Source organism: Flavobacterium weaverense, from assembly GCF_003688495.1.
Lineage (GTDB): Bacteria > Bacteroidota > Bacteroidia > Flavobacteriales > Flavobacteriaceae > Flavobacterium > Flavobacterium weaverense.
Genome location: NZ_REFH01000007.1, coordinates 387554 through 410665, shown reverse-complemented (window position 1 = coordinate 410665; position 23112 = coordinate 387554). Strand labels below are relative to the sequence as shown.

Sequence of the window (23112 nt, the reverse complement as noted above, 5' to 3'; positions counted from 1 at the left end):
ATAGAATATTAGCTTAAATAAAACAAACCGCAGATTCACAGATTTTAAACAATCCTTCAATCTGCGGTTTTATTTTATAGAATAAATAAAACACTTTTATTTTTGAATTACAGTAGCTCAATAAACGTTCTGTAAATCGCTTCAATAATATTTAAATAAAATTAATAGATTACAGCTTTAATTGCTTTCCAAATTCCTTTTCATTCTCAATCACTTTACCATCATATTTCAGCGTCCAACCTAACTGACTCGTTGTAATAAGTAGTTTAGATAATTCACTTATTAATCTATTCTCAGCGTTAGTTTTTAGTGTAGAAGTTTCCATCTTTTTAGCTAAATTCGCTTTTACTGATTTATTTATTTTATTGTAATCTTCACCCGTAAAAGGATTTAACTTGCTTTGCTCTACATCAAAAAATTTAATATCAGGATTTATTTTTATCTCTTCTTTTGGTATAAAAACAATCGTAATTATTTTGTTCTGTTCATCAATATCATATTTCACTTTTCGTAAGTCGTAAGCAACAGTGACATCTGCATTGACAACAACTAAAGCTTTCTTTTCAAAAGAAAGCATATTCAATAAATACTTTTGCTGATTTTTATACGTAATCACTTCAGAGAAATGCCCTTCAGTAACAATCAGCTTACCTACATTTAAAATCTGTTGTTGTATTAATCCTGCACTATCAATTGTGGTAGCATCATCCTCTTTTTTAAAGTCGCAATATTTGAATAGTAAAAATATCGCCGCAATTATTCCTACTAGTATCAGTATTCTTTTTAACATAATTAAAATTTCATGAATGAGTATTGTGTCTCTAATTTAGTGATTTTTTCTCTTAGTTTAGTTAAGAATTTCAAATGACTTTCTGAGTCTGGATTAAAAGATCTGTGTAACAAGCCTTTCTGAATATTTTCTACATCATCCATAGTGTCATAAATGGTCTCTGAAATTGCACTTTTTTTAAACTGTGACCAAATATAATCAATCGCTACCTCATTAGGATGCAGCATATCTTGCGCATAAAATCGATAATCGCGGAGTTCATCCATCATGATTTCGTAGGAAGGAAAATATCGACTGTTCTCATTAAAATTTTCGTTGTGTAAAACCTGGTGAATTGCACTAAACAAATTTGATTTACTCCACTGATTTTCAATAAATCCGTCTTTTATATGACGCACAGGTGACACCGTAAAAATAAGATTGCATTTTGGATTCACTTTTTGAATCAAGCTAATCGTATTAATGATAGATTTTTCAATAATTTCAGCTGATAAAATTAATTTCTCAAACTGTTTTTGCGGAACTTTATGACAATTTGCTACTACTGTATTACTTTCTAAATTGCTATAAACCCAGGACGTACCGTATGTGATAATAATATGGGAAGCTTCTTCTAACTGCATTTTAACTTCTTTGCAAATTGTATTCAAAGAGTGTAACAATTCTTGTTTGTTGGGCTGGCTTAGATCAGAATGCGCATCAAAACAATGCCAAAGTTCATTGTGAAAAAAAATATCTATTTCAGAAAATATCTTTCCCGAAATCGCAAAAGCGATAAACTTCTCAATCGCTAATGGATGAAATAGAATTCCGAAAGGATTACAACTATTTTGAAATTTAAAATAGTTTAATTTCGCCGCCATATTCACAGCGAAACAGGAACCTATTGAAACAATTTTTGAGTCATAGTCTATTGGTTGATTGCTCTTTTGAATAGATATTTGCGTTCTAAATTCCATTGCTTTATTCTTTACTACAAATTTGAATAATTTTACCGGAATAAACCTCTTTAAAGTTTATATTCATACAATCTTAAAATAGCATATTAAAAAACCCTTTCACTATTTACATATTGAAAGGGTCGCATTGTGATGTTATTAAAAATATCAATTAATAGAAATAGTCGATTTTGACAAACGACGTATTAAAAATAGAAGTTTGTGAAATTTGTTCTTTTGGATAATTACTGGAGTCGTAAATAAAGTTGCTTTGATGAAACTTAGCCGAAGATATAATCTTATCGCCCTTTGCTAAACTTGAAGCTTCCGTGATTACTAAACAATTACTTTCTGAAATTAATTGACTGTTATCTAGCAATTTATTAAATCCTTTTATTTGGAAGAACGGATTATTCTTAGAGTCAAATTCAAATTCTAAAGTATACTTTGAAACAGTTCCCTCTGCAGTATCGTCTAAAACTCTTTCATCTTTTACTAAATTTTCATTTTGAAAATATAAAATTCCGTGATATTCTTTTACCAATTTATCATCTGAGCTAACTGTTAATTTCTCGTAAGAAACTGTTCTGTCAGCATTATGAGTATAATTTATAAGATATTTTTTTAAAGATGTAGCAGATACTAATTTCCCCGCATCGTAAGTATATTCAAGAGTTTCAGAAACATTTGTCACTTTATTCAAAGTTACCTTTTTTGAAATTAAGCCATCGGTATATGTAAAATCAACATGAGAAGCGTTATCATCAGTGCTTTCTATCTCAGTACCATTATAAGAAAACTGTTTTGTAATAACTTCACCATTTTTAGAAGTAGAAATCGTCTTTTTTAATAATCGCAAATTGTCATCCGCATCAGTAGAGCACGAATAAAAAGCAAAGATGCAGATTGATAAAACTATATATATTGATTTTATTTTTTTCATAAATTATAAATAGATGCGCTATAACTGTTACATTATTTCTCAACGCGAGTGCAAAACTAAATATTTAAAATTATTAGTGCAATATATATCGCTATACTCCCCATATTTCGGTTAAACGACTGTTTATAAAGCAGTATTTTAAAGCTATTCAAAAAAATATTAGTCTACAATCCTACTAAAATCAAAAAACCCCTTTAGAAATAGCATCTAAAAGGTTTACAATTTGAAAATTACATATTGTTTATTTAATAAATTCTACTGCTTTTTCTAATGCTGCTGGAATCCCACTAACATTCTTCCCTCCTGCTGTTGCAAAGAAAGGTTGTCCACCGCCACCACCTTGAATAAATTTACCTAATTCGCGAACTACTTGCCCTGCGTTTAGACTTTTATCTCCAACTAATTCTTTAGAAACATAACACGTTAACATCGGTTTATCTTCATCGGCTGTAGCCAAAACAAGGAACAAGTTAGTACCCAACGCGCCTAGTTCATAAGCTAAATCTTTAGCACCTTCTGGATTTAATTCTACTTGCTTTGCTAGAAATTGAACTCCATTAATTTCTTGAATTTCATTTTTCAAAGTTTCTTTTAACGCTTTGACTTTATCTTTCATCAAGGCTTCAATTTGCTTAGATAGCTTAATGTTTTCTTCTTGCATCGAATGAACTGCCTTCAAGATATCTTGAGGATTCTTTAAAGCAATTTTGACCTCGCTCAAAGTTTTTTCTTGTGCTGAATAGGAATCTTTTACAGCATCGCTAGTGATCGCTTCAATACGACGAATTCCAGCAGCAACTGCTCCTTCAGAAACAATTTTAAAGTGCCAAATTTCAGCAGTGTTTTTAACGTGAATGCCTCCACATAATTCCATGCTTTCACCAAATTTAATTGCGCGAACATGATCACCATATTTCTCCCCAAAGAGAGCCATAGCACCTTCCTCCACTGCTTGTGCAAAAGGAATATTTCTTCTTTCAATAAGTGGTAATTGCTCTTGGATTCTAGCATTTACAAAATCTTCTACCTCTTTTAATTCTGTTTCCGTCATTTTAGCAAAATGCGAAAAGTCAAAACGTAAATAATTAGGATTTACTAATGAACCCTTTTGCTCAACATGCGTTCCTAAAATACTTCTCAAAGCTTGATGCATCAAATGCGTAGCCGAGTGATTTCTTGAAGTCAAGGTTCTTAAATTTGTATTCGCTTTTGCTACGAAATTAGCTTCTAAATTCTCTGGAAGTTGTTTTGTAAAATGTAATATTAAGTTGTTTTCCTTTTTTGTATCGATGATTTCAATAGATTCATTAGCTGAAACTAATGTTCCTTTATCTCCTACTTGCCCTCCACCTTCTGGATAAAACGGAGTATTGTTTAGTACGATTTGGTATAAAACGCCATCTTTTTTACTATCTACTTTCCGTATTCTAGTGATTTTAACCTCATTCTCTGTTTGGTCGTAACCAACAAATGTTTCTACATTTCCAGGAATTAAAACAGACCAATCTTCAGTAGAAACCTCTGAGGCAGCACGCGAACGCGCTTTTTGAGCCTGCATAGAATTATCAAACTCAGCATCACTAAAAGACATTCCTTTTTCTTTTAGAATCAAGGCTGTCAAATCTTTTGGAAATCCAAAAGTATCATACAATTCAAATGCTTTAGCTCCTGAAATCCTCCCCAACCCCTCCGAAGGAAGGGCTTCTTTAGTATCGGCAATAACTTTGTCTAATAACTGTAATCCTTGATCTAATGTTCTTAAGAAAGATGCTTCTTCTTCACGAATTACATTAGTTACAAAAGTTTCTTGTAGTTTAATTTCTGGGAAAAACTCTCCCATTTGGTTCGCTAGAACAGCAACTAATTGATTGATAAAAGGTTCTTTTATATCTAAGAAAGTAAAGCCGTACCGAATTGCACGACGCAATATTCTACGTATTACATAGCCAGCGCCAGTATTAGATGGTAATTGCCCGTCAGCAATTGCAAATGCTACTGCACGAACGTGATCTACAATTACACGAATAGCAATATTTGTTTTATCTTGAGGTTCTGAAACGTTTGCAACTTCATTTGAAGTATATTTTGCTCCGGTAATTTGGCTTACTTTTTCAATAAGCGGTGTAAAAACATCTGTATCATAATTAGAAGTTACGCCTTGTAATGCCATGCATAAACGTTCAAATCCCATTCCAGTGTCAACGTGTTTAGCTGGTAGTTTCTCTAAAGAACCATCTGCCTTGCGGTTGAATTCCATAAATACATTGTTCCAAATCTCAACCACTTGTGGGTGATCATTGTTCACTAAACTTTTCCCTGAAACTGCTGCTTTTTCTTCAGCCGTACGTAAATCGACGTGAATCTCAGAACATGGTCCGCATGGTCCTTGATCACCCATTTCCCAGAAATTATCTTTTTTATTTCCAAGAATGATTCGGTCTTCAGAAATTAATTCCTTCCAGATGTCCCATGCTTCTTGATCAAAAGGAACATTTTCCTCAGCACTTCCTTCAAAAACAGAAACGTAAAGATTTTCTTTTGGAATTTTATAAACTTCCGTTAAAAGTTCCCAAGCCCAAGTGATAGCCTCTTTTTTGAAATAATCACCAAATGACCAATTACCTAGCATTTCAAACATTGTATGGTGATACGTATCAAAACCAACATCCTCTAAATCATTATGTTTTCCTGAAACACGAAGACATTTTTGTGTATCGGCAATTCTATTACTTTTTGGCGTGGCGTTACCTAAGAAGTATTCTTTAAATTGCGCCATTCCTGAATTGTTGAACATCAGCGTTGGATCATCTTTAAGAACTATAGGTGCTGACGCAACAATTAAGTGTCCTTTTGATGCAAAAAAGTCTAGAAATTGTTTACGTACTTCTTGTGATTTCATGTTTATTAATTAGAAAATTAGTCAATATGATAATTTAGAAAATGTAAAAGTTCTTCAATTATCAAATTTGTTTTGCCCCAGATAGTAGTGGAAAGCTTTGCAGTTTTGAAATTTAATTTTTCTTGAGATAGCAGAGCGACCGGAGGAAGCTGCTGCTAGTTGATTAGAAAAAAGATTTCAATACAAGAACTTGCAACGGATAGCTGGATAAGGCACATTAATATTATTATTCTAGAAAAAAGGCATATTCGAATGAAACATTTATTAAATTTGTTCGTCTAACCTTTTTACAGTGTGCAAAAATAGGGTATTTTAAAATATGTCGAAAGTAAAATATTATTACGATTCTGAAAATCTAGCCTACCGAAAAATAAAAACACGAAAAAGTAAAAAATTTGGTGTTATTATGCTGTTTTTGTTAGCTGCGGCGCTGTTTGGGTTACTTAGTTTTGTCGTTTTATTGAATACACCGTACTTTGAAACGCCAAAAGATAGATTACAAGCAAGAGAAATTGAAAATTTGAAATTGAATTACGCTATTTTAAATAAAAAAATGGATCAGGCAAATGGCGTTATCGACGCGATTGAAGAACGAGATAATAATTTATATCGCGCTTATTTCAACAAAGCTGCGATTCCAGATTCGATACGAAAAGTGGGATTGCCTGGATTGAATAGATATAAAAAACTAGAAGGCTATGACAATTCGCAGTTGGTGATGAACACCACAAAACGAATCGATGTGCTGAGTAAAGAATTAGTGATACAATCAAAATCTCTTGATGACATTTTGAAATTAGCGGCAGCAAAAAGTGATTTTTTATCTGCCATTCCTGCCATTCAACCGGTACGAAATGAAAATTTAAAACAGTTAGCTTCTGGTTTTGGATATAGAACAGATCCTTTTACAAAAGTAAAAAAAATGCATGAAGGCATGGATTTTACAGCAAAGACTGGTAGTCCAGTCTATGCAACAGGAGATGGAGTAATTGCAAGAGCGGATAATTCTGCTTCAGGTTACGGAAATCACATTGTAATTCGGCATGGATTTGGTTACGAAACTTTGTATGCGCATTTAAGTAAGTACAATGCTAAAGCCGGTCAAAAAGTGAGTCGTGGAGACGTAATAGGATATGTGGGAAGCACAGGAAGATCAGAAGCTCCTCATTTACATTATGAAGTTCATAAGGATCAAAAAGTGGTGAATCCACTAAATTTTTATTACGGAAATATATCGGCGGTGGAATATGTTGCCATTGCGCATTTAGCAAATCAGGAAAATCAGTCGCTCGATTAACAATTTTAGAATATTATTGTTGTAATAAATCTAAATTTATAAAGTATTAAGCATGCACATAGAACTTTCAAAAGATAAAAGATATTACAGCATAGGCGAAGTAGCAAAAGCTTTCAACGTTAATGCATCGTTGATTCGATTTTGGGATAATGAATTTGATATTCTAAAACCAAAAAAGAATGCGAAGGGAAATAGAATGTTTACTCCTGAGGACATTACTAATTTGCAATTAATTTATCATTTGGTAAAAGAAAGAGGTTTTACGCTTGAAGGTGCAAAAACGCATTTAAAAGAAGGCCAAAAGAAAACACTTGACAAATTTGAGATTATTCGCAAGTTAGAAACAATACGAACACAATTAACTAATATTAAAAACGAACTTTAGACTTCAAGTTGCTGAAAAGTGATTTTGGATTTCAGATTTTAAACACAATAAATAAACACTAAACTTAAAATTAAACAAACATGAAAAGATTTTTGCCTTGGATTATTGGAGCAGTAGTAATTTTTGGAATTTACAGCTGGGTTAAAGGAATTAACAACACAGCGGTAGTGCTAAACCAAACCGTAGAACAATCTTGGGGTGACGTTCAAACTGCTTACCAAAGAAGAAATGACCTTATTGGAAATTTAGTAAATACTGTAAAAGGAGCTGCTGAATTTGAAAAAGGTACTTTGACAGCTGTAATTGAAGCAAGAGCTAAAGCAACGCAAGTAACGATTGATCCGGCTAATATTACACCAGAACAATTAGCAGAGTTCAATAAAGCACAAAGCGGAGTGAGCAGCTCATTATCGCGCTTATTAGTAACTGTAGAGCAGTATCCTGATTTAAAAGCAAATGCTAATTTCTTGAAATTACAAGATGAGTTAGCTAGTACTGAGAATCAAATATTGACAGCAAGAACTCGCTTTAATGAATCAGTTAAACCTTATAATTCTCATATAAAAACTTTCCCAAATAGTTTATTTGCCGGAATGTTCGGATTCAAAGAGAAAGCTTATTTCAATGCTGTTGAAGGTGCTGATAAGCCAGTAGAAGTACAATTCTAATACGAATTAACACATATTTTATTAGCGATTTTTGACAACAGAACAATTAATTCTGAAATCAGAAATCGCTAATCTTCATTCAAAAATATTTACAATGTCAAAAGTAGAAGATTTTTTAACTAGCGAGGAAGAACAAGAAATTGTTGCAGCGATTTGTATGGCTGAACAAAATACATCTGGCGAGATTAGAGTACATATAGAAAAAACAACTTCTTTAGACGCTTATGATCGTGCACTGGAGGTTTTTCAACAACTTAAAATGGATCAAACTGAACTTAAAAATGGAGTTTTGATCTACGTAGCTGTAAAAGATCGGAATTTTGTAATATGCGGAGATGAAGGAATTAACAATGTTGTTAAAGATGACTTTTGGAATTCAACTCGTGATGCGATAGTTTCTCATTTTAAAAATGGAGATTTCAAACAAGGTCTTATTGCGGGAATAGTTAACGCAGGTGAACAATTACAGCATTATTTCCCTCATTTAGATGGAGATGTTAACGAATTATCAAATGAAATATCAAAAGGATGATGCTACGACATAAAAAGAGTGCTCAACTACTATTAAAGTTATTTGTTTGTTTATTAATTACACAACTAAGCTTTGCGCAATTTACAATTCCAGAAAAACCTAGTTTTCAAACTTCTGTTTATGACTATGCTAATGTTTTAAGCGCATCTGAAAAAGCGCAGTTAGAAGAAAAACTTATTAGATATTCTGATTCTACTACAACTCAAATAGTAGTTATTACTATTGAAAGTTTAAAAGGTGAAGATGTTAGCCAGGTTGCTACACGATGGGGACAAACTTGGGGAATTGGCGGAACTGAAAAAGATGATAATGGTGTCGTTATTTTATTGGCTAAAGCCGAAAAGAAAATCGCAATTAATCCTGGTTATGGATTAGAAGATCGATTGACTGCAGGTATAGGCGGTGAAATAATCAGAAATATTATTCTTCCAGAATTTAGAGCAGGAAGTTTTTACAATGGACTTGATAAAGGTTCCGATGCGATAATCGATGTATTCAAAGGTAAATATAAAGGCGAGCGAAAAAAGAAACAACAAGATAGTGACTTCCCAATTCTGCCTTTTATAATTATTATCATCGTAATCTTAGTTCTTGTTTCTAGAAATAAAGGTGGCGGTGGCGGAAATTCAGGAAATAGCGGAGGAGGCACTAGCCTTCTAGACGTAATAATTTTAAGCAGTCTTGGCAGAAACGGTGGAGGAGGCTTTGGTGGCTCTTCGGGAGGCGGTTTTGGCGGAGGCGGCGGTGGATTTGGCGGAGGATTTGGCGGCGGAGGTTTCTCTGGCGGTGGATCTAGCGGAGGTTGGTAATTGTAATTTTCTAATCAAAATAATATATAAAAAGCTGCAAATTTGCAGCTTTTTTGTTTTGTAAGAACTGAATACTTTCTTCAATCTTAATTTAAATTTTGTTTGAAGATTAAAATTAAGTATTGATTGTGAGTGAATTAACTAAAATTTACATAAACCTGAAGTACCTTTAATAGAAAAATTATGAAAAATTTCGCTATTATACTCGTGTGGTTCACTACTGTATTTGTTCTCGTATTCGCTGGCTTATGCCAAACTAATTTGGCGATATCAACGGCAATCATACTTTTCATCGTTGGACAACTGTTGGTCCTTTATATGGTTTATACGGTTCTAACAGATAATTATTCAACCACAAAAACTTTTAAAAATTGGTACGAAGACCATCCAAGAAATACTTTAAATGAATAGAATTTCATTTTTTAAGATTTAATACACTTTAAATAAAATTATATTAAATCAGGTATACTCTTAATTAAATAGTATCACTAGTAGAATCTAAGTTCTACACGTTAATTAAGAAATTTAGAAAATAAATTGGCAATATAATTTCGAAAAATATATGGCTTAAGTACTCTTGATTACCTATTTTTGTTAACATGGCTATTGATCAATAAATAATCATAGATTGAGATATGTTCAACAAAAAACTAGAAATGAATCGCAACATAATTATTTTTGGATTGGTTTTACTATCACTTCAAGGATGTGGTAAAAAAGAGGCGAATAATAACGCTGTAAGCAGTGATGAAACCATGAGCTGTGCCTCATCCTTACCTTCCCGTTATGCTACTGCCAGTGCAGATGATTCAACAATAATTTCAAAAGAAATATCGTATGAAGGTATGGTTCAAATACCTGAAGGCGAATTTTTGATGGGTGCTTCTGACGATGAAGGCAGGCAAGATGAATATCCACAGCACAAAATAAAATTAAACGGTTTTTGGATGGACGCAACTGAAGTCACAAATGCCCAATTCAAGAAATTTGTAGAGGCTACTGGCTATGTGACTACTGCTGAAATAAAACCAGATTGGGAGGAAATAAAAAAACAGCTACCACCTAACACTCCTCGCCCCGATGAAAGCGTGTTAGTAGCCGCTTCTTTGGTATTTACACCAACTAACTCAGCCGTAGATTTAAATGATGCCTCAAAATGGTGGAAATGGACAACTGATGCGAGTTGGAAACATCCAGAAGGACCTAATAGCACTATAAAAGGAAGAGAAAACTATCCCGTAGTTCATGTATCATGGGACGATGCAAATGCTTATGCAAAGTGGGCCGGAAAAAGATTACCGACGGAAGCTGAATGGGAATTTGCTTGCAGAGGTGGATTAGTCGATCAAAAATATTCGTGGGGAAATGAAGATCCTGAAAAGGGAAAACCGAAAGCAAATATTTGGCAAGGTAAATTTCCATATTTGAATACCAATCAAGATAAATTTATTGGTGCGGCGCCAGTAAAATCTTTTGCTGCAAATAAATATGGGTTATATGATATGGCAGGGAATGTATGGGAATGGTGCAGTGATTTTTATAAACCGGATTATTATAAAGATATGCAAGGTAAACTAACCAGCAATCCGCAAGGGCCTACGACAAGTTTTGACCCAATGGAACCCACCATTCCGAAGAGAGTCGTTAGAGGAGGTTCATTCCTTTGCAACGCTTCGTATTGTAAAGGGTATCGCGTTACCTCAAAAATGAAGTCATCACCAGACACTGGTTTAAACCATACAGGTTTTAGATGTGTGGCGGATATCAAATAAACTTAAAACTTGACTTTTAATATTATGTTTTTATCTTTAAAATAAAATTATAGCAACTAAATATTGATTTAAAATAATATTTAGTTGCTATAATTTAAGTATTTAATAATACAATGGCTACTGTTATTATAAAATTTACAATTACATTTGTGTAGTAATTTAACTACTCCAAATGAAAAACTTATATTTTAGCGCGGTCTTTATTCTATTATCAATGTCTTTAAGCACTAGTGTTTATTCACAGTTTAGCGGTTGGAAAGAAAAAGCATTAGAAGTAGGAGCGTCACTCGGAGCTAAAAAACTTGGCTTAGATGAAGTGCTTAAAAAGCCAGCAGCAATAACAACTTCCTTTGATGATGTAAATAAGTTAGGCTCTAAATTTCCTGATCAATTTGTTTTAAAAAACCTACAGCCTCTATATTTGCTGCCGAAAGCTAGCACGGGAGGTTTTATTCTATGTGATGGTTTTTACGAAATGACAAATAAAAGTTATTGTCTACAAGCTGGAACTTTTCAGCCTTCTAAAGGAGACGGTTATATGTATGCTCCAACATTAGGCCAAAAAAAAGAAATAGTAACTACAATTCTAAAAAATGCAGAAAACCATCCTGAAATTAGTCAGAATGATATTCAAATGTTATTATGGACAATCATTGCAAGAACACGATTTGCAGATTATAGCGGTAAAGTGAAATTTACTGCAATTGCATTATTAAGCACTCTTGAATTGACTCAATTGGAAGGCGGCATGCTAGGAGTTTTACCAGCAAGCTTAATGAACAAAGCAAAATCTAAAATTCCTAGTGGTATACAAAATATCCTTGAGGCAGAAAATAAAATACGTCAACTCGTTGCCTCAGGAAATTATACTTTTGCTGACATGGAGAAGTACGCAATATTAGCTGGTATGGCTCCAGCAAGAACGGATTTTCCTAGTGGTATTTGGACGCTACACCCAGATGGATATTACATTCGTTATTTCCCTTCAGGATATTCGAAAACGACTGTTCAAATTTATGTCCCTAAAGAATTAATAGCATCCGGTCAAAAAATAATTTACGACGCTACTAATGATATTGCCTGTCCAGCAAACACAGGCTCTCAACGTTTAGCACAAACTAATGAGCCAATAGATCCTAATTATTCTATTAAAATTAAGATCAATTGTAAATAATTACAAAAAATTATAGCAAAAAAAAGTCCTGAGTATATCAGGACTTTTTATTTTCTATAATTTTAGTATACTGTTAGAAAATACCATTATTAATGAAAAATCATTCTATTTCCAGATGGTTTTTCTTTTCCTCCAAATTTGTTAAGCTTATAAGTCAGTGAAAACATAACATATCTTTTAAGTACTGTATTTTCTTCGTCGCGAATGTTTGTTGGCGATATGGTTCTTGTTGCGCTCTGATTTTGATTTAAAATATCATAAACCTTAACTTTAGCAGTCATTTTTTTGTCAAAAAAGCTATACGCTAAACTAGTATTCCACAAATAGAAGTCCTTCTTAAAACCATCAGCAATGTTAGAATTATAAGTATAACCAAAATCGTTTCCAAAAACCCAGTTTTTAGGCCAATAATTCGTAGTTTGAATATTAAAACGGTGAATAAAACTTGATGCACCATCAGTTTTATAATTTTTATATTTCGAATCGTTATACGTAAAGTTATATGTCGGGTTTATTGTTAGCAGTTCGCCATATTCGTAAGTGAAATTAGCTTTTGGATTCAATCGCAGCGTTTTAGCTTCAAACATTTCATCATTTATAAAGCCTTTAGACAATCCATAATTAGCGCTAAAACCTAAGCCGTATTTAAAATTATGAGCTTCTCTTTTTATTGTTTTATTCCAAGACGACCCAAACCAAGAGGAGTACGTTCCAGAAACATTTTCAAAGGTTGTACTATTTTTAATACTGCTGTCATAAGTTACAGCTGACACCACTTGATCACCATACAAATTCCCTCCAAAATAAACAGAATAACCCGAGCGGGTTGCATAATCATAATTGCGAAAACTAAAATACCCCCACTGATTACTACTTGGTTTTAAATCTACATTTCCTATAACAGTGCTTAAAGGATTAGATAAATCTTCCACTGGCAAAACTTGATTGGCGTTTGGAAAATCATAATCATAGCTATAATTTAAATAGATCGATTTTGATTTATTTAATCGATAGCTTAACCTTGCAGTTGCATAAGGCAGTACGTAATCTTTAGTTAAATTTGTTGGCGTTCCTAAATAGAACGAATTGTTTGCAAATTGCACGATTGATGGTCCTACGGTAGCACTAAAGTTTAATTTTTTATTATCTAATGAAAATCCTGTTTGAGGTCGAAAGGTTTTTTTATCAGATGTCATATAATTTGTCAGCTCAGCATTCGCTATAGAATAGGACTGAGATCCTAAATCAAAGTCGTACGTATTTCTATCGTCTGATTTGAGTTCACTGTTGTAATTAAGACCGAAAGTAATATTTAAAGAATCTGTAACTGGCTCAGAGTATTCAACCTCAGCAGAGTATTTGTCTACTAAATTTCTATTTTTTCTTATTTGATCTCTAATTATAGGAGCATTCGAACCTTGATAAAAAACAGTGTTTGTTTTATTTAAAGAACTAACTGTCTCTTTAGAATTCTCATTATCGAATGATAAACTTAAAAAACGTCCTTTTCGCTTAAATCTCTTATTGAAATTTATTGAGTTACTAAAACTTCCTCTATCACTATCATCAAATACTTGAGCGGTGCTTTCATTTACAAGTTGGCCGCTATCATTCATCGATTTCTCGAAAGAGTTAGTGTTATAAGTCGAATTTGACTTTGTAAATTTTGGACCAACAAATATCGAAGCAGTAGAATCTATTTTGTATTCTAGTTGAAAACTTAAATTATGTCCAAAGTTTTCTCCGTTAGTAGTTGCTTCAGACTCTCTATTAATAGCACCAGTAGGTAAAAATGTAATCATCTTTGTCCTATTGACATTATCAGCATTCGAACTAGAGAAAAAATAACTTCCGCTTGATTCTAAATCCTTTACTAATTCATCCGCATAATTAACTCCTAACATATTAGAACGAGTGATCCCTTTTCCACTACCAAATCGATTCCCATTAATAGTAAACGATCCGCCGTCAGAGTTATAAGACATAGAACTATTTCTTCCTCCGCCCATATTGTCAAAAATCTCATCCATAGAGAAACCAGTGGAGTTGATATTATTGGACGAAGCTAGAACGCTTATTTTACGCTTATTTTGAAAATAATTAATTAAGGCACTGCTTTCATATCGATCGTCTGAACCGAAGCCACCCATGAATTTACCAAATAAGCCTTTATTTTTCTTTTCGTCAATAGTTAAATTTATACTCGCATTATTAGAGGTTGAAGCTTGCTTATTTAACTCTTCTTTTTTAGTTTTTGTATCCGTAATTTGGACTTTATTTATAATATCCGAAGGTAGACTCTGTAATGCTATTTTTCCATCCTTATCAAAAAACGGTTTACCATTGACAAGTACTTGATTCACTTCTTTTCCATTTACGGTGATTTTCCCGTCAGTTCCTACCTCTACTCCAGGTAGTTGCTTTAATAAAGTCTCAACATTTGAGTCGGGGCGAACTTTAAATGAAGAAGCGCTGAATTCTAAAGTATCTTTTTTAATTCGAATAGGTGGTGCTTCACTTTTCACTACAACTTCGTTCAAGTTGTTAGGATTTTCAAGTAATTGTAGTATTCCAAAATCTTTACTTTCAGCAATGCTTTGAATTTCTTTCTTGAAAGTTTGATAACCCATATAAGAAATTTTTAGAAAGAAAGGTTTTGTAATTGACTTCGTGTCAATTCTAAAGAAACCATTTTTATCTGATATTGTGTAGTCTATTACAGTTGAATCTTTTACTGAAGTCAAGAAAACAGTTGCTGCTTCAATTGGGACTTGGGTATTTTTATCTAATACTTTACCTTTTAGACTAATATTGCTCTGCGCAAATGCTGAAATACATAAAAAGAACGACAGAATAAGTAAGTACTTTTTTTCCATAAAAAAATTCGCTGTTAGTTATTACAAACTAGCAGCGAATTAAGTTATTTTTTTTAAGACATCGTAATTCCTTACGTCAACTTTAACATTTTATTTTTCTCTAATATAGATGTCAATTGGTACTCCTGAAAAGTCCCAGTTCTCTCTAATTTTATTTTCAAGATAGCGTTTATAAGGCTCCTTAACGTACTGAGGCATGTTAGCAAAAAACACAAACTGAGGAGTTGGCGTTGGCAACTGCATACAATACTTAATTTTCACATATTTTCCCTTAGTTGCAGGCGGTGGATATGCTTCAATAACCTTCAACATAAATTCATTAAATTTTGAAGTTGCAATACGTTGTTGTCTATTTTCATAAACTTTAACGGTCGCTTCAAGTGCTTTTAATAAACGTTGTTTTGTTAAAGCAGAAACAAAAAGAATAGGCACATCTGTAAACGGCATTAATTCTTCTCTAATTTTATCCTCATAATCACGAGTAGACATAGTTTCCTTTTCAACTAAATCCCATTTGTTTACTAAGATTACAACTCCTTTTCTATTCTTTTCAGCCAACCAAAAAATACTTTGATCTTGGCCTTCAAATCCACGAGTAGCATCAATAATCAAGATACAAATATCAGCATGTTCAATAGCACGAACAGAACGCATCACCGAATAAAATTCTAAATCTTCCTTCACTTTAGCTTTACGACGGATTCCCGCAGTATCCACTAAGTTAAATTCGAAACCAAAACGGTCAAATTTAGTATCAATAGAATCACGAGTTGTACCTGCAATATCAGTAACAATATATCTATCTTTACCTATCAAGGAATTAATAAAACTAGATTTTCCAGCGTTAGGTCGACCTACAACAGCAAAACGCGGTAACACCACTTCTTCTTGAGTTGGCTCTGGTTTTATTGGAAAAGCATCAATTAATGCATCTAATAAATCTCCTGTTCCACTTCCTGAAATACTAGCAAAAGTGTAATATTCTCCTAAACCAAGGTTATAAAACTCTACTGCATCTTTTTCACGCATTGCGTTATCCACCTTATTTACCGCAAGTAAAACCGGTTTTGTTACTTTACGAAGCAGTTTTGCAACAGCATCATCCATTGGAGTAATCCCTTCCTCAACATCAACTACAAATATAATAACGTCAGCTTCATCAATTGCAAGTTCTACTTGCTTACGGATTTCGCCTTCAAAAATATCATCAGAACCACGCACATAACCTCCAGTGTCAATTACAGAAAACTCTTTTCCGTTCCACTCGCTTTTACCGTAGTTTCTATCTCTGGTAACTCCAGAAACTGAATCTACAATAGCTTCTCTTCTTTGTATCAGCCTATTGAAAAGGGTTGATTTCCCCACATTAGGTCTTCCTACTATCGCAACAATGTTATTCATAAGTATTTATTCAAATATTTTGCAAAGGTAGTGTTAAATATATTGACTATCAATTTTTTTGATATATTAGCGCAACCTAACTAACTATACTAATATGGATGCCAATAATGAACTGCGACTGCGATTACGCTTTTATAAGGACGTAATGATAAACACAACTGTTTTAAGTCAGAAATTCGCAGATTATGCAAAGTCAAATCCGCAAGATTACTTTATAAAAACTAGAGGAACTCATATTTGGATTAACATAAAAGGAGATAAAAAAAAGTACTACTCTCCACATTTACATTTAGAGTTAGAAGCCAAAAGCGAAAACGAAACACATATTAGAGGACTCTTTGGACCAGATGCCACTTTATGGACCTTCTTCATGTTTCTACACTTTATAATTGCAGGTATTTTTTTAATTTTTAGCGGTATCGCCTACTCCAATTCAGTTTTAAATAAAAGCTATACCTTCGATTTAGTCGTACTTGCACTTATGGTAATATCTTGGTTTCTACTTTATTTCATTGCAAAGCAAATAAGAAGTAACGGAAACGATCAAACGCATGAGCTTGAAAAAGTATTTTTAGAAATTATTGAGTCATAATTATTAGAAGCTAATCCGGCTCTCCATTTCAACTCCTCGTTCATAAAGCCTTTGTTGCAATGCACTTGCAGGAGCTTTCTACGGTCGCTCTACAACCACAGCAACAATACGCTTTATTCACTGTGGGGTTTCCATTTTGATCTGGGCTAAAAAAAAAATCAATATCAGAGAAAAACTCTAATACTGATTTCAATATATTTTGTAGTTAGTTTTTATTCTAACTGAACACTAAAAAACTGGCAACTATTTTACTGGTTATAACCAAATCGCTTCAACATATTAACGTTGCTTCTCCAATTCTTATTAACCTTTACATATAGTTCAATATGTATTTGTTTTCCAAAGAATTTTTCTAAATCAGCACGAGCTTCTGTTCCTACTTTTTTCAAAGCGGCTCCTTTATGACCTATTATAATTCCTTTTTGAGTGTCTCTCTCAACCATAATCAAAGAACGAATTCTGATAATATTTTCATCTTCAAAAAATTCCTCCGTAACAATTTCGACAGCATAAGGAATTTCTTTGCTGTAATTCAACAATATTTTCTCACGAATCGTTTCATTTACAAAAAATCTTTCTGGCTTATCAGTCAATTGATCTTTTGGATAATACGCTGGAGATTCTGGTAACAATTCAATTATTCTTCCAAAAACTTCAGGAACATTAAAGTTTTGCAACGCCGATATTGGAAAAATTTCAGCATTCGGAACTTTAGCAGTCCAGAAAGCAACTTGTTCTTCTAATTGTTCTTGATTAGAATTATCTATTTTATTTAATAGTAACAACACAGGAATTGTAGCGTGAATGATTTTATTAAAAAAAGCTTCATCTTTCAAATCTTGCTCACCAATTTCGACCATATAGATCAGGATATCAGCATCTTCAAAAGCAGATTTAACAAAATTCATCATCGATGCTTGCATTTCGTAAGCAGGTTTGATGATTCCAGGAGTATCAGATAAAATCAATTGAAAATCTTCGCCATTTACAATTCCAAGAATTCTATGACGAGTCGTTTGCGCTTTAGAGGTAATTATGGACAACCTTTCACCTACGAAAGCATTCATTAAAGTGGACTTTCCAACGTTTGGATTCCCTATGATATTTACAAAACCTGCTTTATGTGACATTTTCAATTTATTTATTTTGCAAAGGTAGTTATATCAAGTCAATAGATAAAATAAAACATTTTATTAAATTTATGTTTGGGTTTCTTAAATTTAGTTGTACATTTGCACTCACAAATCGCGGGATAGAGCAGTAGGCAGCTCGTCGGGCTCATAACCCGAAGGTCACAGGTTCGAGTCCTGTTCCCGCTACTAAGGTAGCCTTATTGAGATTACAAACGCACATCGCGGGATAGAGCAGTAGGCAGCTCGTCGGGCTCATAACCCGAAGGTCACAGGTTCGAGTCCTGTTCCCGCTACTAGAAAAGCTTCACAGAAATGTGAAGCTTTTTTCATTTAAAAAAATCAAGAAAGGCTCATATCCGCCACGGCGCACACAGGTTCGAGTCCTCGCTACAATGAACTAGTAGAAAAGCTTCACAGAAATGTGAGGCTTTTTTTAATTTAAGTTACTTTTGCCAAATGTTAGAAATTCTTTATCAAGACGAATATATTATAGCCATCAATAAACCAAGTGGATTACTAGTTCATAAATCATTTTATGCACGCGATGCCAAAGTCTATGCTATTCAAGAATTGCGAAATCAAATAGGACAATACGTTTATCCTATTCATCGGTTAGACCGCAAAACATCTGGCGTCTTGTTATTTGCTTTAGATAAAGAGATTTTAAAAATCATGAATGATCGTTTTGCCACACGCGAAGTAGAAAAAAAATACTTAGCAATTTTACGCGGTTGGTCACCTGAAGAACTAACCATTGATTATGATTTAACTAATGATGATGACATCACACAAAATGCAGTGACCTACTTTTATCGTTTACAAATTTCAGAAATTGCATTAGAATTTAACAATAAACCAACCTCACGCTATTGCTTAGTAGAAGCAATTCCCGAAACTGGCCGTATGCACCAATTGAGAAAACATTTTAAACATATTTTTCATCCTATTTTAGGAAGTCGGCCGCATGGTTGTAATAAACAAAATAAATTGTGGTTAGAGAATTATGAGTTAAAAGGAATGATGCTTCACGCCCATCAGTTAATTTTTAATCATCCTGTAAGAAATGAACAGATAGTCCTGAATGCAAAGATTAATGAAGAGTTTAGCCAAATTGGTGCTATTCTACATTTAGATTTGAGTAAATATAGTTAGGATAATATTTTTTAGATAGTTATTTCAATCCTGCATGCATCTTGGGAAATGAGACTTTTTTTAATTTATTAAGCTCTTCGATCTATTTCACATCTTTAGATATTCCCCAAAAAACAAAGTCATAATCCAGCAATGATTATTTATTAAATACCAAAAATAAGCTGATTAGTAAGAAAAGTTTATCTACTTTTGCCACCGCAATGGTTTACCTATACTTTTCGGTATAGTTAACTAAGAGGGAATCAGGTGTAAATCCTGGACAAGCCCGTTACTGTAAGTTCCATGCAACATTTTGACAGATTTCAATTTATATGAAGTCTTAACTTTTGCCACTGTTTGAATTAACAATCAAATGGGAAGGCGGTTCAAAATGGGAATAAGTCAGGAGACCTGCCGCTGCACATTAATTGAAGCTTTCGTGGACCAGAGCTTTCAAACACAAAAAATCATATTTGATTTTAATTTATTCAAGTAAAACTATTTTTTAATAAAATAGAAATTCTGTTATGCACTTATGTAAACTCAGTTATCGCTGTTTATTACGTGGTGGGTTACTGTTGTTTGCATGCGTCTTATTTTCAGATGTTGCATGCGCACAAGTGAACCAACCTGTAGTAAAAAAAGAATTCGATTCTTTAAAACCCCTTCATTTGCGTGAGGTCTTACTGTATTCTAGTAAAAGGGAATTCAAAATTGAATCTCCAATGCCAGTTCAAGTACTTTCAGGCAAACAATTAGAAAAATTAAATAGCCTCTCAGTTGCTGACGCCATTCGCTATTTTTCAGGAGTTCAACTTAAGGACTACGGCGGTATTGGGGGATTAAAAACAATTAATGTACGCAGTTTAGGAAGCGCTCATACCGCAGTTTTTTATGACGGAATGACGGTAGGCAATGCTCAAAACGGACAAGTCGATTTAGGTAAATACTCCCTTGCCAATATCGAAGCAATAGAATTATACAATGGACAAAAATCCTCCATCTTTCAACCCGCACGAGGTTTTTTTGCTTCTAACACGCTCTACCTTCGATCGAGAACACCTGAATTTAAGAGGGGTAAAAATACTAATATTCGAACTGCATTAAAAACAGGATCTTTTGGACTATTCAATCCTTCCCTACTTATTGAACAAAAAATATCTGAGAAAACTTCCTTTACCACAAGCATAGAATGGACTAAAGCCGATGGTCATTATAAATATAGGTACCAAAAAAAAGCGGGTTATGACACAACAGCAGTTAGGCAAAACGGAGATGTCGCAGCATTTAGAAGTGAAATATCATTCAACTCTAAGATTAGCGAAACTGCAAAAGCATCATTAAAAGCCTATTTTTATGATTCAGAGCGCGGTTTGCCAGGCGCAATTTTAGCTAATAATTACGACCACATTCAAAGGCAGTGGGATAGTAATTTTTTCATTCATGGATCGTACCAAAAATCGTTCGCGGATCAATTTGATTTACTAGCAAATGTCAAATACAGTAAAGACTTTAGCAGATATATTGATCCTGATTACAAAACATTAGAAGGCACTTTAGACAACAAATATTATCAAAATGAATTTTACGCTTCCATCGTAAATTTATATAAGGTTAATGGATGGTGGAAAATATCTCTAGCAGCTGATTTTTCAATCAACACTTTAGATGCTAATTTATATCGTTTCCCCTACCCCACTCGCTACTCGTATCTTGGTGCTTTGTCGAGTGAGATGCACTGGAATCGTTTTGATATCCAAGCGAATCTTTTAGGAACTTACGTTCAAGAAAAAGCTAAATATTTTCAACGAGGAAAAAATCAGAAAGTGTTTTGCCCAGTAATCGCAGCCTCTTATCAACCATTGCAGAGTAAAAATTTCAGACTTCGTGCTTTCTACAAAGAATCTTTTAGAATGCCCACTTTCAATGATTTATACTATACTTTCATTGGGAATAGTTCATTGAAACCAGAGTTCACGACTCAATACAACTTTGGAACAACTTTTTTATTGGAACCTAAAAAGACTTTACAAACCGCTTCTTTCCAAGCAGATATATACTATAACCGAGTAAAAGATAAAATTATCGCAATGCCTTCGTCAAACTTATTTAGATGGACAATGATGAATTTAGGCGAGGTTGAAATTAAAGGATTTGATAGCAGTGTTAACTTGGTTGTAAAACTTCCAGCAGAAATATCTTTAGATCTAGGAATTTCATATACCTACCAAATTGCAGTTGACATTACTCCGAAAGGAACTACTTATGGAGACCAGATTCCTTACGTGCCTGAAAATAGTGGCACTTTAACTTCTGGTATCAACTGGAAAAAATGGCAATTGAATTACAGTTTTATTTATACCGGTGAGCGCTACAGTCAAAAAGCTAACATTCCCATAAACTACATACAACCTTGGTACACTAGTGATATGGCTATCATTTGGGATGCCGCAATTTTAAAGAAGTCCGTGAAAATAGGTGTTGAAGTAAACAATTTATTAAATCAATATTATGATGTAGTATTAAATTTTCCGATGCCAGGAAGAAACTACCGTTTAAACATCGCTATTAATTTTTAAAAATTATAAATCAAAAAAAATTAAAATATGAAAACAACAAATAAATTTTGGATTCTGTTACTTGTTAGTGCTTGCTGTTTTACATCGTGTCAAACCGATGACCCAATTATTAAAGAAGAAATAGTTGAACTTCCATCCCAAACGCCAACTTCGGTAGATGGTTTTTATCTTCTTAACGAAGGTAACATGAGTTCGAATAAAGCATCTTTAGATTATTACGATTATAAATCAGGGTCCTACAAACGTAATATTTACAGTCAAGCTAATCCAGAAGCCACTTTAGGATTAGGAGACGTAGGAAATGACATAACCGTTTACGGAGGAAAAATATACGCCGTAATTAATAACTCTAATAAAATTGAAGTTATGGATGTCAAAACAACTAAGCGCCTTAAAGTTATAGATGTAAAAAACGGTCGCTATGTAACTTTTGGTAATGGCAAAATATACGTAAGCTCTTATGATGGCGAGATAGCTTTAGGCTCTAGCTCACCAAATGGTTTTGTCGCAGAAATTGATACGACTTCACTAAGCATTACAAGAAGCGTAAAAGTAGGCAGACAGCCTGAACAACTAGCCGTAGTGGGACAGAAATTATATGTCGCTAATTCCGGAGGATATAGTCCACCTAATTATGAAAGAACTGTTTCTGTGATCGATTTAAAAACATTTACCAAGACTAAAGATATTGATGTTGCAGTAAACTTACATCGATTAAAAGTGGATGCTGATGGTGATATTTATGTTAGTTCACGAGGCGACTATTATTCAATTCCTTCTAAATTATTTATAATAGATTCGAAAACAGATTTGGTCAAAAAAACTTTTGATATTGCTTGCGCTAATTTATGTATTGCCGGCAACCAAGCTTATGTAATAGGTTCTGCATTTAATTACTCTACTTTCGAAAACGTAATTACCTACTCTCTTATAGACACTAAAACAGAGACTCTCTTACCAAAGTCATTTATACCAAAATCTATCAGCGACCAAATAACAACACCTTACGGAATTGCAGTTGATCCCATTTCTTTCAACATATATATAACTGACGCTGGAGACTATGTATCGCCAGGGAAATTATACTGTGTTGACAAAGATGGAATTCCAAAATTTACAGTTACCACTGGTGACATTCCCGCACACATCGCTTTTAAACAAAAATTCAAATAATAACAACAATTAATAATCCT

The 23112-nt window shown here is 33.5% G+C and carries 18 protein-coding genes, 2 tRNA genes and 1 riboswitch; of the genes, 13 read left to right on the top strand and 7 right to left on the bottom strand.

Annotation, left to right across the window (positions count from 1 at the left end; translation table 11 throughout):
- Positions 1 to 169: 169 nt before the first annotated feature.
- From BC961_RS01850 to alaS, 4 genes are all read right to left on the bottom strand, one after another.
- Positions 170 to 790 carry a DUF4230 domain-containing protein gene (locus BC961_RS01850; protein WP_121924146.1) on the bottom strand — a complete coding sequence of 207 codons (621 nt, stop codon included), beginning with the start codon at positions 788 to 790 and terminating at the stop codon, positions 170 to 172.
- A 2-nt stretch (positions 791 to 792) separates the two neighbouring features.
- A complete protein-coding gene (locus BC961_RS01845; protein ID WP_121924145.1) occupies positions 793 to 1749 on the bottom strand; it encodes a GSCFA domain-containing protein in 957 nt (318 codons plus the stop codon).
- Positions 1750 to 1900: 151 nt separating this feature from the next.
- Entirely contained in the window at positions 1901 to 2671 is a 771-nt protein-coding gene (locus tag BC961_RS01840) for a hypothetical protein (RefSeq protein ID WP_121924144.1), read from the bottom strand.
- A 241-nt stretch (positions 2672 to 2912) separates the two neighbouring features.
- A complete protein-coding gene (gene alaS, locus BC961_RS01835; RefSeq protein ID WP_121924143.1) occupies positions 2913 to 5570 on the bottom strand; it encodes an alanine--tRNA ligase in 2658 nt (885 codons plus the stop codon).
- A 319-nt stretch (positions 5571 to 5889) separates the two neighbouring features.
- Here alaS and BC961_RS01830 point away from each other — a divergent pair, with 319 nt between their 5' ends.
- The 7 genes from BC961_RS01830 to BC961_RS01795 all read left to right on the top strand — a co-directional run bounded on the left by BC961_RS01830 (position 5890) and on the right by BC961_RS01795 (position 12207).
- The gene (locus BC961_RS01830; protein WP_121924142.1) at positions 5890 to 6867 is read left to right on the top strand and encodes a M23 family metallopeptidase; all 978 of its coding nucleotides are present in this window, start codon (positions 5890 to 5892) and stop codon (positions 6865 to 6867) included.
- A 52-nt stretch (positions 6868 to 6919) separates the two neighbouring features.
- Entirely contained in the window at positions 6920 to 7252 is a 333-nt protein-coding gene (locus BC961_RS01825) for a MerR family transcriptional regulator (protein WP_121924141.1), read from the top strand.
- A gap of 80 nt (positions 7253 to 7332) precedes the next feature.
- Complete coding sequence (locus BC961_RS01820) at positions 7333 to 7920, top strand: LemA family protein (RefSeq protein WP_121924140.1); 588 nt, start codon at positions 7333 to 7335, stop codon at positions 7918 to 7920.
- 94 nt (positions 7921 to 8014) lie between these two features.
- Complete coding sequence (locus BC961_RS01815; RefSeq protein WP_121924139.1) at positions 8015 to 8452, top strand: TPM domain-containing protein; 438 nt, start codon at positions 8015 to 8017, stop codon at positions 8450 to 8452.
- Positions 8452 to 9261 (top strand): TPM domain-containing protein, encoded by an 810-nt coding sequence (locus tag BC961_RS01810; protein ID WP_121924506.1) that lies wholly within the window; start codon positions 8452 to 8454, stop codon positions 9259 to 9261. Before BC961_RS01815 ends, BC961_RS01810 begins: the two co-directional genes overlap by 1 nt.
- 656 nt (positions 9262 to 9917) lie before the next feature.
- Positions 9918 to 11033, top strand: coding sequence for a formylglycine-generating enzyme family protein (locus tag BC961_RS01800; RefSeq protein WP_121924505.1), 1116 nt, complete (start codon positions 9918 to 9920; stop codon positions 11031 to 11033).
- A gap of 172 nt (positions 11034 to 11205) precedes the next feature.
- On the top strand, positions 11206 to 12207 hold the full coding sequence (locus BC961_RS01795; protein ID WP_121924137.1) for a hypothetical protein: 1002 nt from the start codon (positions 11206 to 11208) through the stop codon (positions 12205 to 12207).
- 89 nt (positions 12208 to 12296) lie between these two features.
- Here BC961_RS01795 and BC961_RS01790 read toward each other — a convergent pair whose 3' ends face one another.
- Together BC961_RS01790 and der are read right to left on the bottom strand one after the other, a co-directional pair.
- Complete coding sequence (locus BC961_RS01790) at positions 12297 to 15083, bottom strand: outer membrane beta-barrel protein (RefSeq protein WP_121924136.1); 2787 nt, start codon at positions 15081 to 15083, stop codon at positions 12297 to 12299.
- A gap of 90 nt (positions 15084 to 15173) precedes the next feature.
- Positions 15174 to 16484: a ribosome biogenesis GTPase Der gene (der, locus tag BC961_RS01785; protein ID WP_121924135.1), complete on the bottom strand. Its 1311-nt coding sequence runs from the start codon at positions 16482 to 16484 to the stop codon at positions 15174 to 15176.
- 94 nt (positions 16485 to 16578) lie between these two features.
- Between der and BC961_RS01780 the strand changes: the two genes are divergently transcribed.
- Positions 16579 to 17076: a hypothetical protein gene (locus tag BC961_RS01780; RefSeq protein ID WP_121924134.1), complete on the top strand. Its 498-nt coding sequence runs from the start codon at positions 16579 to 16581 to the stop codon at positions 17074 to 17076.
- A 248-nt stretch (positions 17077 to 17324) separates the two neighbouring features.
- On the opposite strand, the gene era is transcribed toward BC961_RS01780, so the two are convergent.
- Positions 17325 to 18206, bottom strand: a complete 882-nt coding sequence (gene era / locus BC961_RS01775) for a GTPase Era (RefSeq protein WP_121924133.1) — start codon at positions 18204 to 18206, stop codon at positions 17325 to 17327.
- A gap of 116 nt (positions 18207 to 18322) precedes the next feature.
- Here era and BC961_RS01770 point away from each other — a divergent pair.
- The 5 genes from BC961_RS01770 (at position 18323) to BC961_RS01750 (ending at position 23092) form a co-directional block, all read left to right on the top strand.
- Positions 18323 to 18395, top strand: a tRNA-Met gene (locus BC961_RS01770).
- A 34-nt stretch (positions 18396 to 18429) separates the two neighbouring features.
- A tRNA-Met gene (locus BC961_RS01765) sits at positions 18430 to 18502 on the top strand.
- A 163-nt stretch (positions 18503 to 18665) separates the two neighbouring features.
- Entirely contained in the window at positions 18666 to 19361 is a 696-nt protein-coding gene (locus tag BC961_RS01760; RefSeq protein ID WP_121924132.1) for a pseudouridine synthase, read from the top strand.
- A 184-nt stretch (positions 19362 to 19545) separates the two neighbouring features.
- A riboswitch (cobalamin riboswitch) is annotated at positions 19546 to 19773 on the top strand.
- 94 nt (positions 19774 to 19867) lie between these two features.
- On the top strand, positions 19868 to 21919 hold the full coding sequence (locus tag BC961_RS01755; protein ID WP_121924131.1) for a TonB-dependent receptor: 2052 nt from the start codon (positions 19868 to 19870) through the stop codon (positions 21917 to 21919).
- Positions 21920 to 21946: 27 nt separating this feature from the next.
- Entirely contained in the window at positions 21947 to 23092 is a 1146-nt protein-coding gene (locus tag BC961_RS01750; protein WP_121924130.1) for a YncE family protein, read from the top strand.
- Positions 23093 to 23112 lie beyond the last annotated feature (20 nt).

Bases quoted from the DNA above. Each gene is read 5' to 3' on its own strand.
- BC961_RS01850 (WP_121924146.1), bottom strand. From the start codon at position 790: ATGTTAAAAAGAATACTGATACTAGTAGGAATAATTGCGGCGATATTT.
- BC961_RS01845 (WP_121924145.1), bottom strand. From the start codon at position 1,749: ATGGAATTTAGAACGCAAATATCTATTCAAAAGAGCAATCAACCAATA.
- BC961_RS01840 (WP_121924144.1), bottom strand. From the start codon at position 2,671: ATGAAAAAAATAAAATCAATATATATAGTTTTATCAATCTGCATCTTT.
- alaS (WP_121924143.1), bottom strand. From the start codon at position 5,570: ATGAAATCACAAGAAGTACGTAAACAATTTCTAGACTTTTTTGCATCA.
- BC961_RS01830 (WP_121924142.1), top strand. From the start codon at position 5,890: ATGTCGAAAGTAAAATATTATTACGATTCTGAAAATCTAGCCTACCGA.
- BC961_RS01825 (WP_121924141.1), top strand. From the start codon at position 6,920: ATGCACATAGAACTTTCAAAAGATAAAAGATATTACAGCATAGGCGAA.
- BC961_RS01820 (WP_121924140.1), top strand. From the start codon at position 7,333: ATGAAAAGATTTTTGCCTTGGATTATTGGAGCAGTAGTAATTTTTGGA.
- BC961_RS01815 (WP_121924139.1), top strand. From the start codon at position 8,015: ATGTCAAAAGTAGAAGATTTTTTAACTAGCGAGGAAGAACAAGAAATT.
- BC961_RS01810 (WP_121924506.1), top strand. From the start codon at position 8,452: ATGCTACGACATAAAAAGAGTGCTCAACTACTATTAAAGTTATTTGTT.
- BC961_RS01800 (WP_121924505.1), top strand. From the start codon at position 9,918: ATGAATCGCAACATAATTATTTTTGGATTGGTTTTACTATCACTTCAA.
- BC961_RS01795 (WP_121924137.1), top strand. From the start codon at position 11,206: ATGAAAAACTTATATTTTAGCGCGGTCTTTATTCTATTATCAATGTCT.
- BC961_RS01790 (WP_121924136.1), bottom strand. From the start codon at position 15,083: ATGGAAAAAAAGTACTTACTTATTCTGTCGTTCTTTTTATGTATTTCA.
- der (WP_121924135.1), bottom strand. From the start codon at position 16,484: ATGAATAACATTGTTGCGATAGTAGGAAGACCTAATGTGGGGAAATCA.
- BC961_RS01780 (WP_121924134.1), top strand. From the start codon at position 16,579: ATGGATGCCAATAATGAACTGCGACTGCGATTACGCTTTTATAAGGAC.
- era (WP_121924133.1), bottom strand. From the start codon at position 18,206: ATGTCACATAAAGCAGGTTTTGTAAATATCATAGGGAATCCAAACGTT.
- BC961_RS01760 (WP_121924132.1), top strand. From the start codon at position 18,666: ATGTTAGAAATTCTTTATCAAGACGAATATATTATAGCCATCAATAAA.
- BC961_RS01755 (WP_121924131.1), top strand. From the start codon at position 19,868: ATGCACTTATGTAAACTCAGTTATCGCTGTTTATTACGTGGTGGGTTA.
- BC961_RS01750 (WP_121924130.1), top strand. From the start codon at position 21,947: ATGAAAACAACAAATAAATTTTGGATTCTGTTACTTGTTAGTGCTTGC.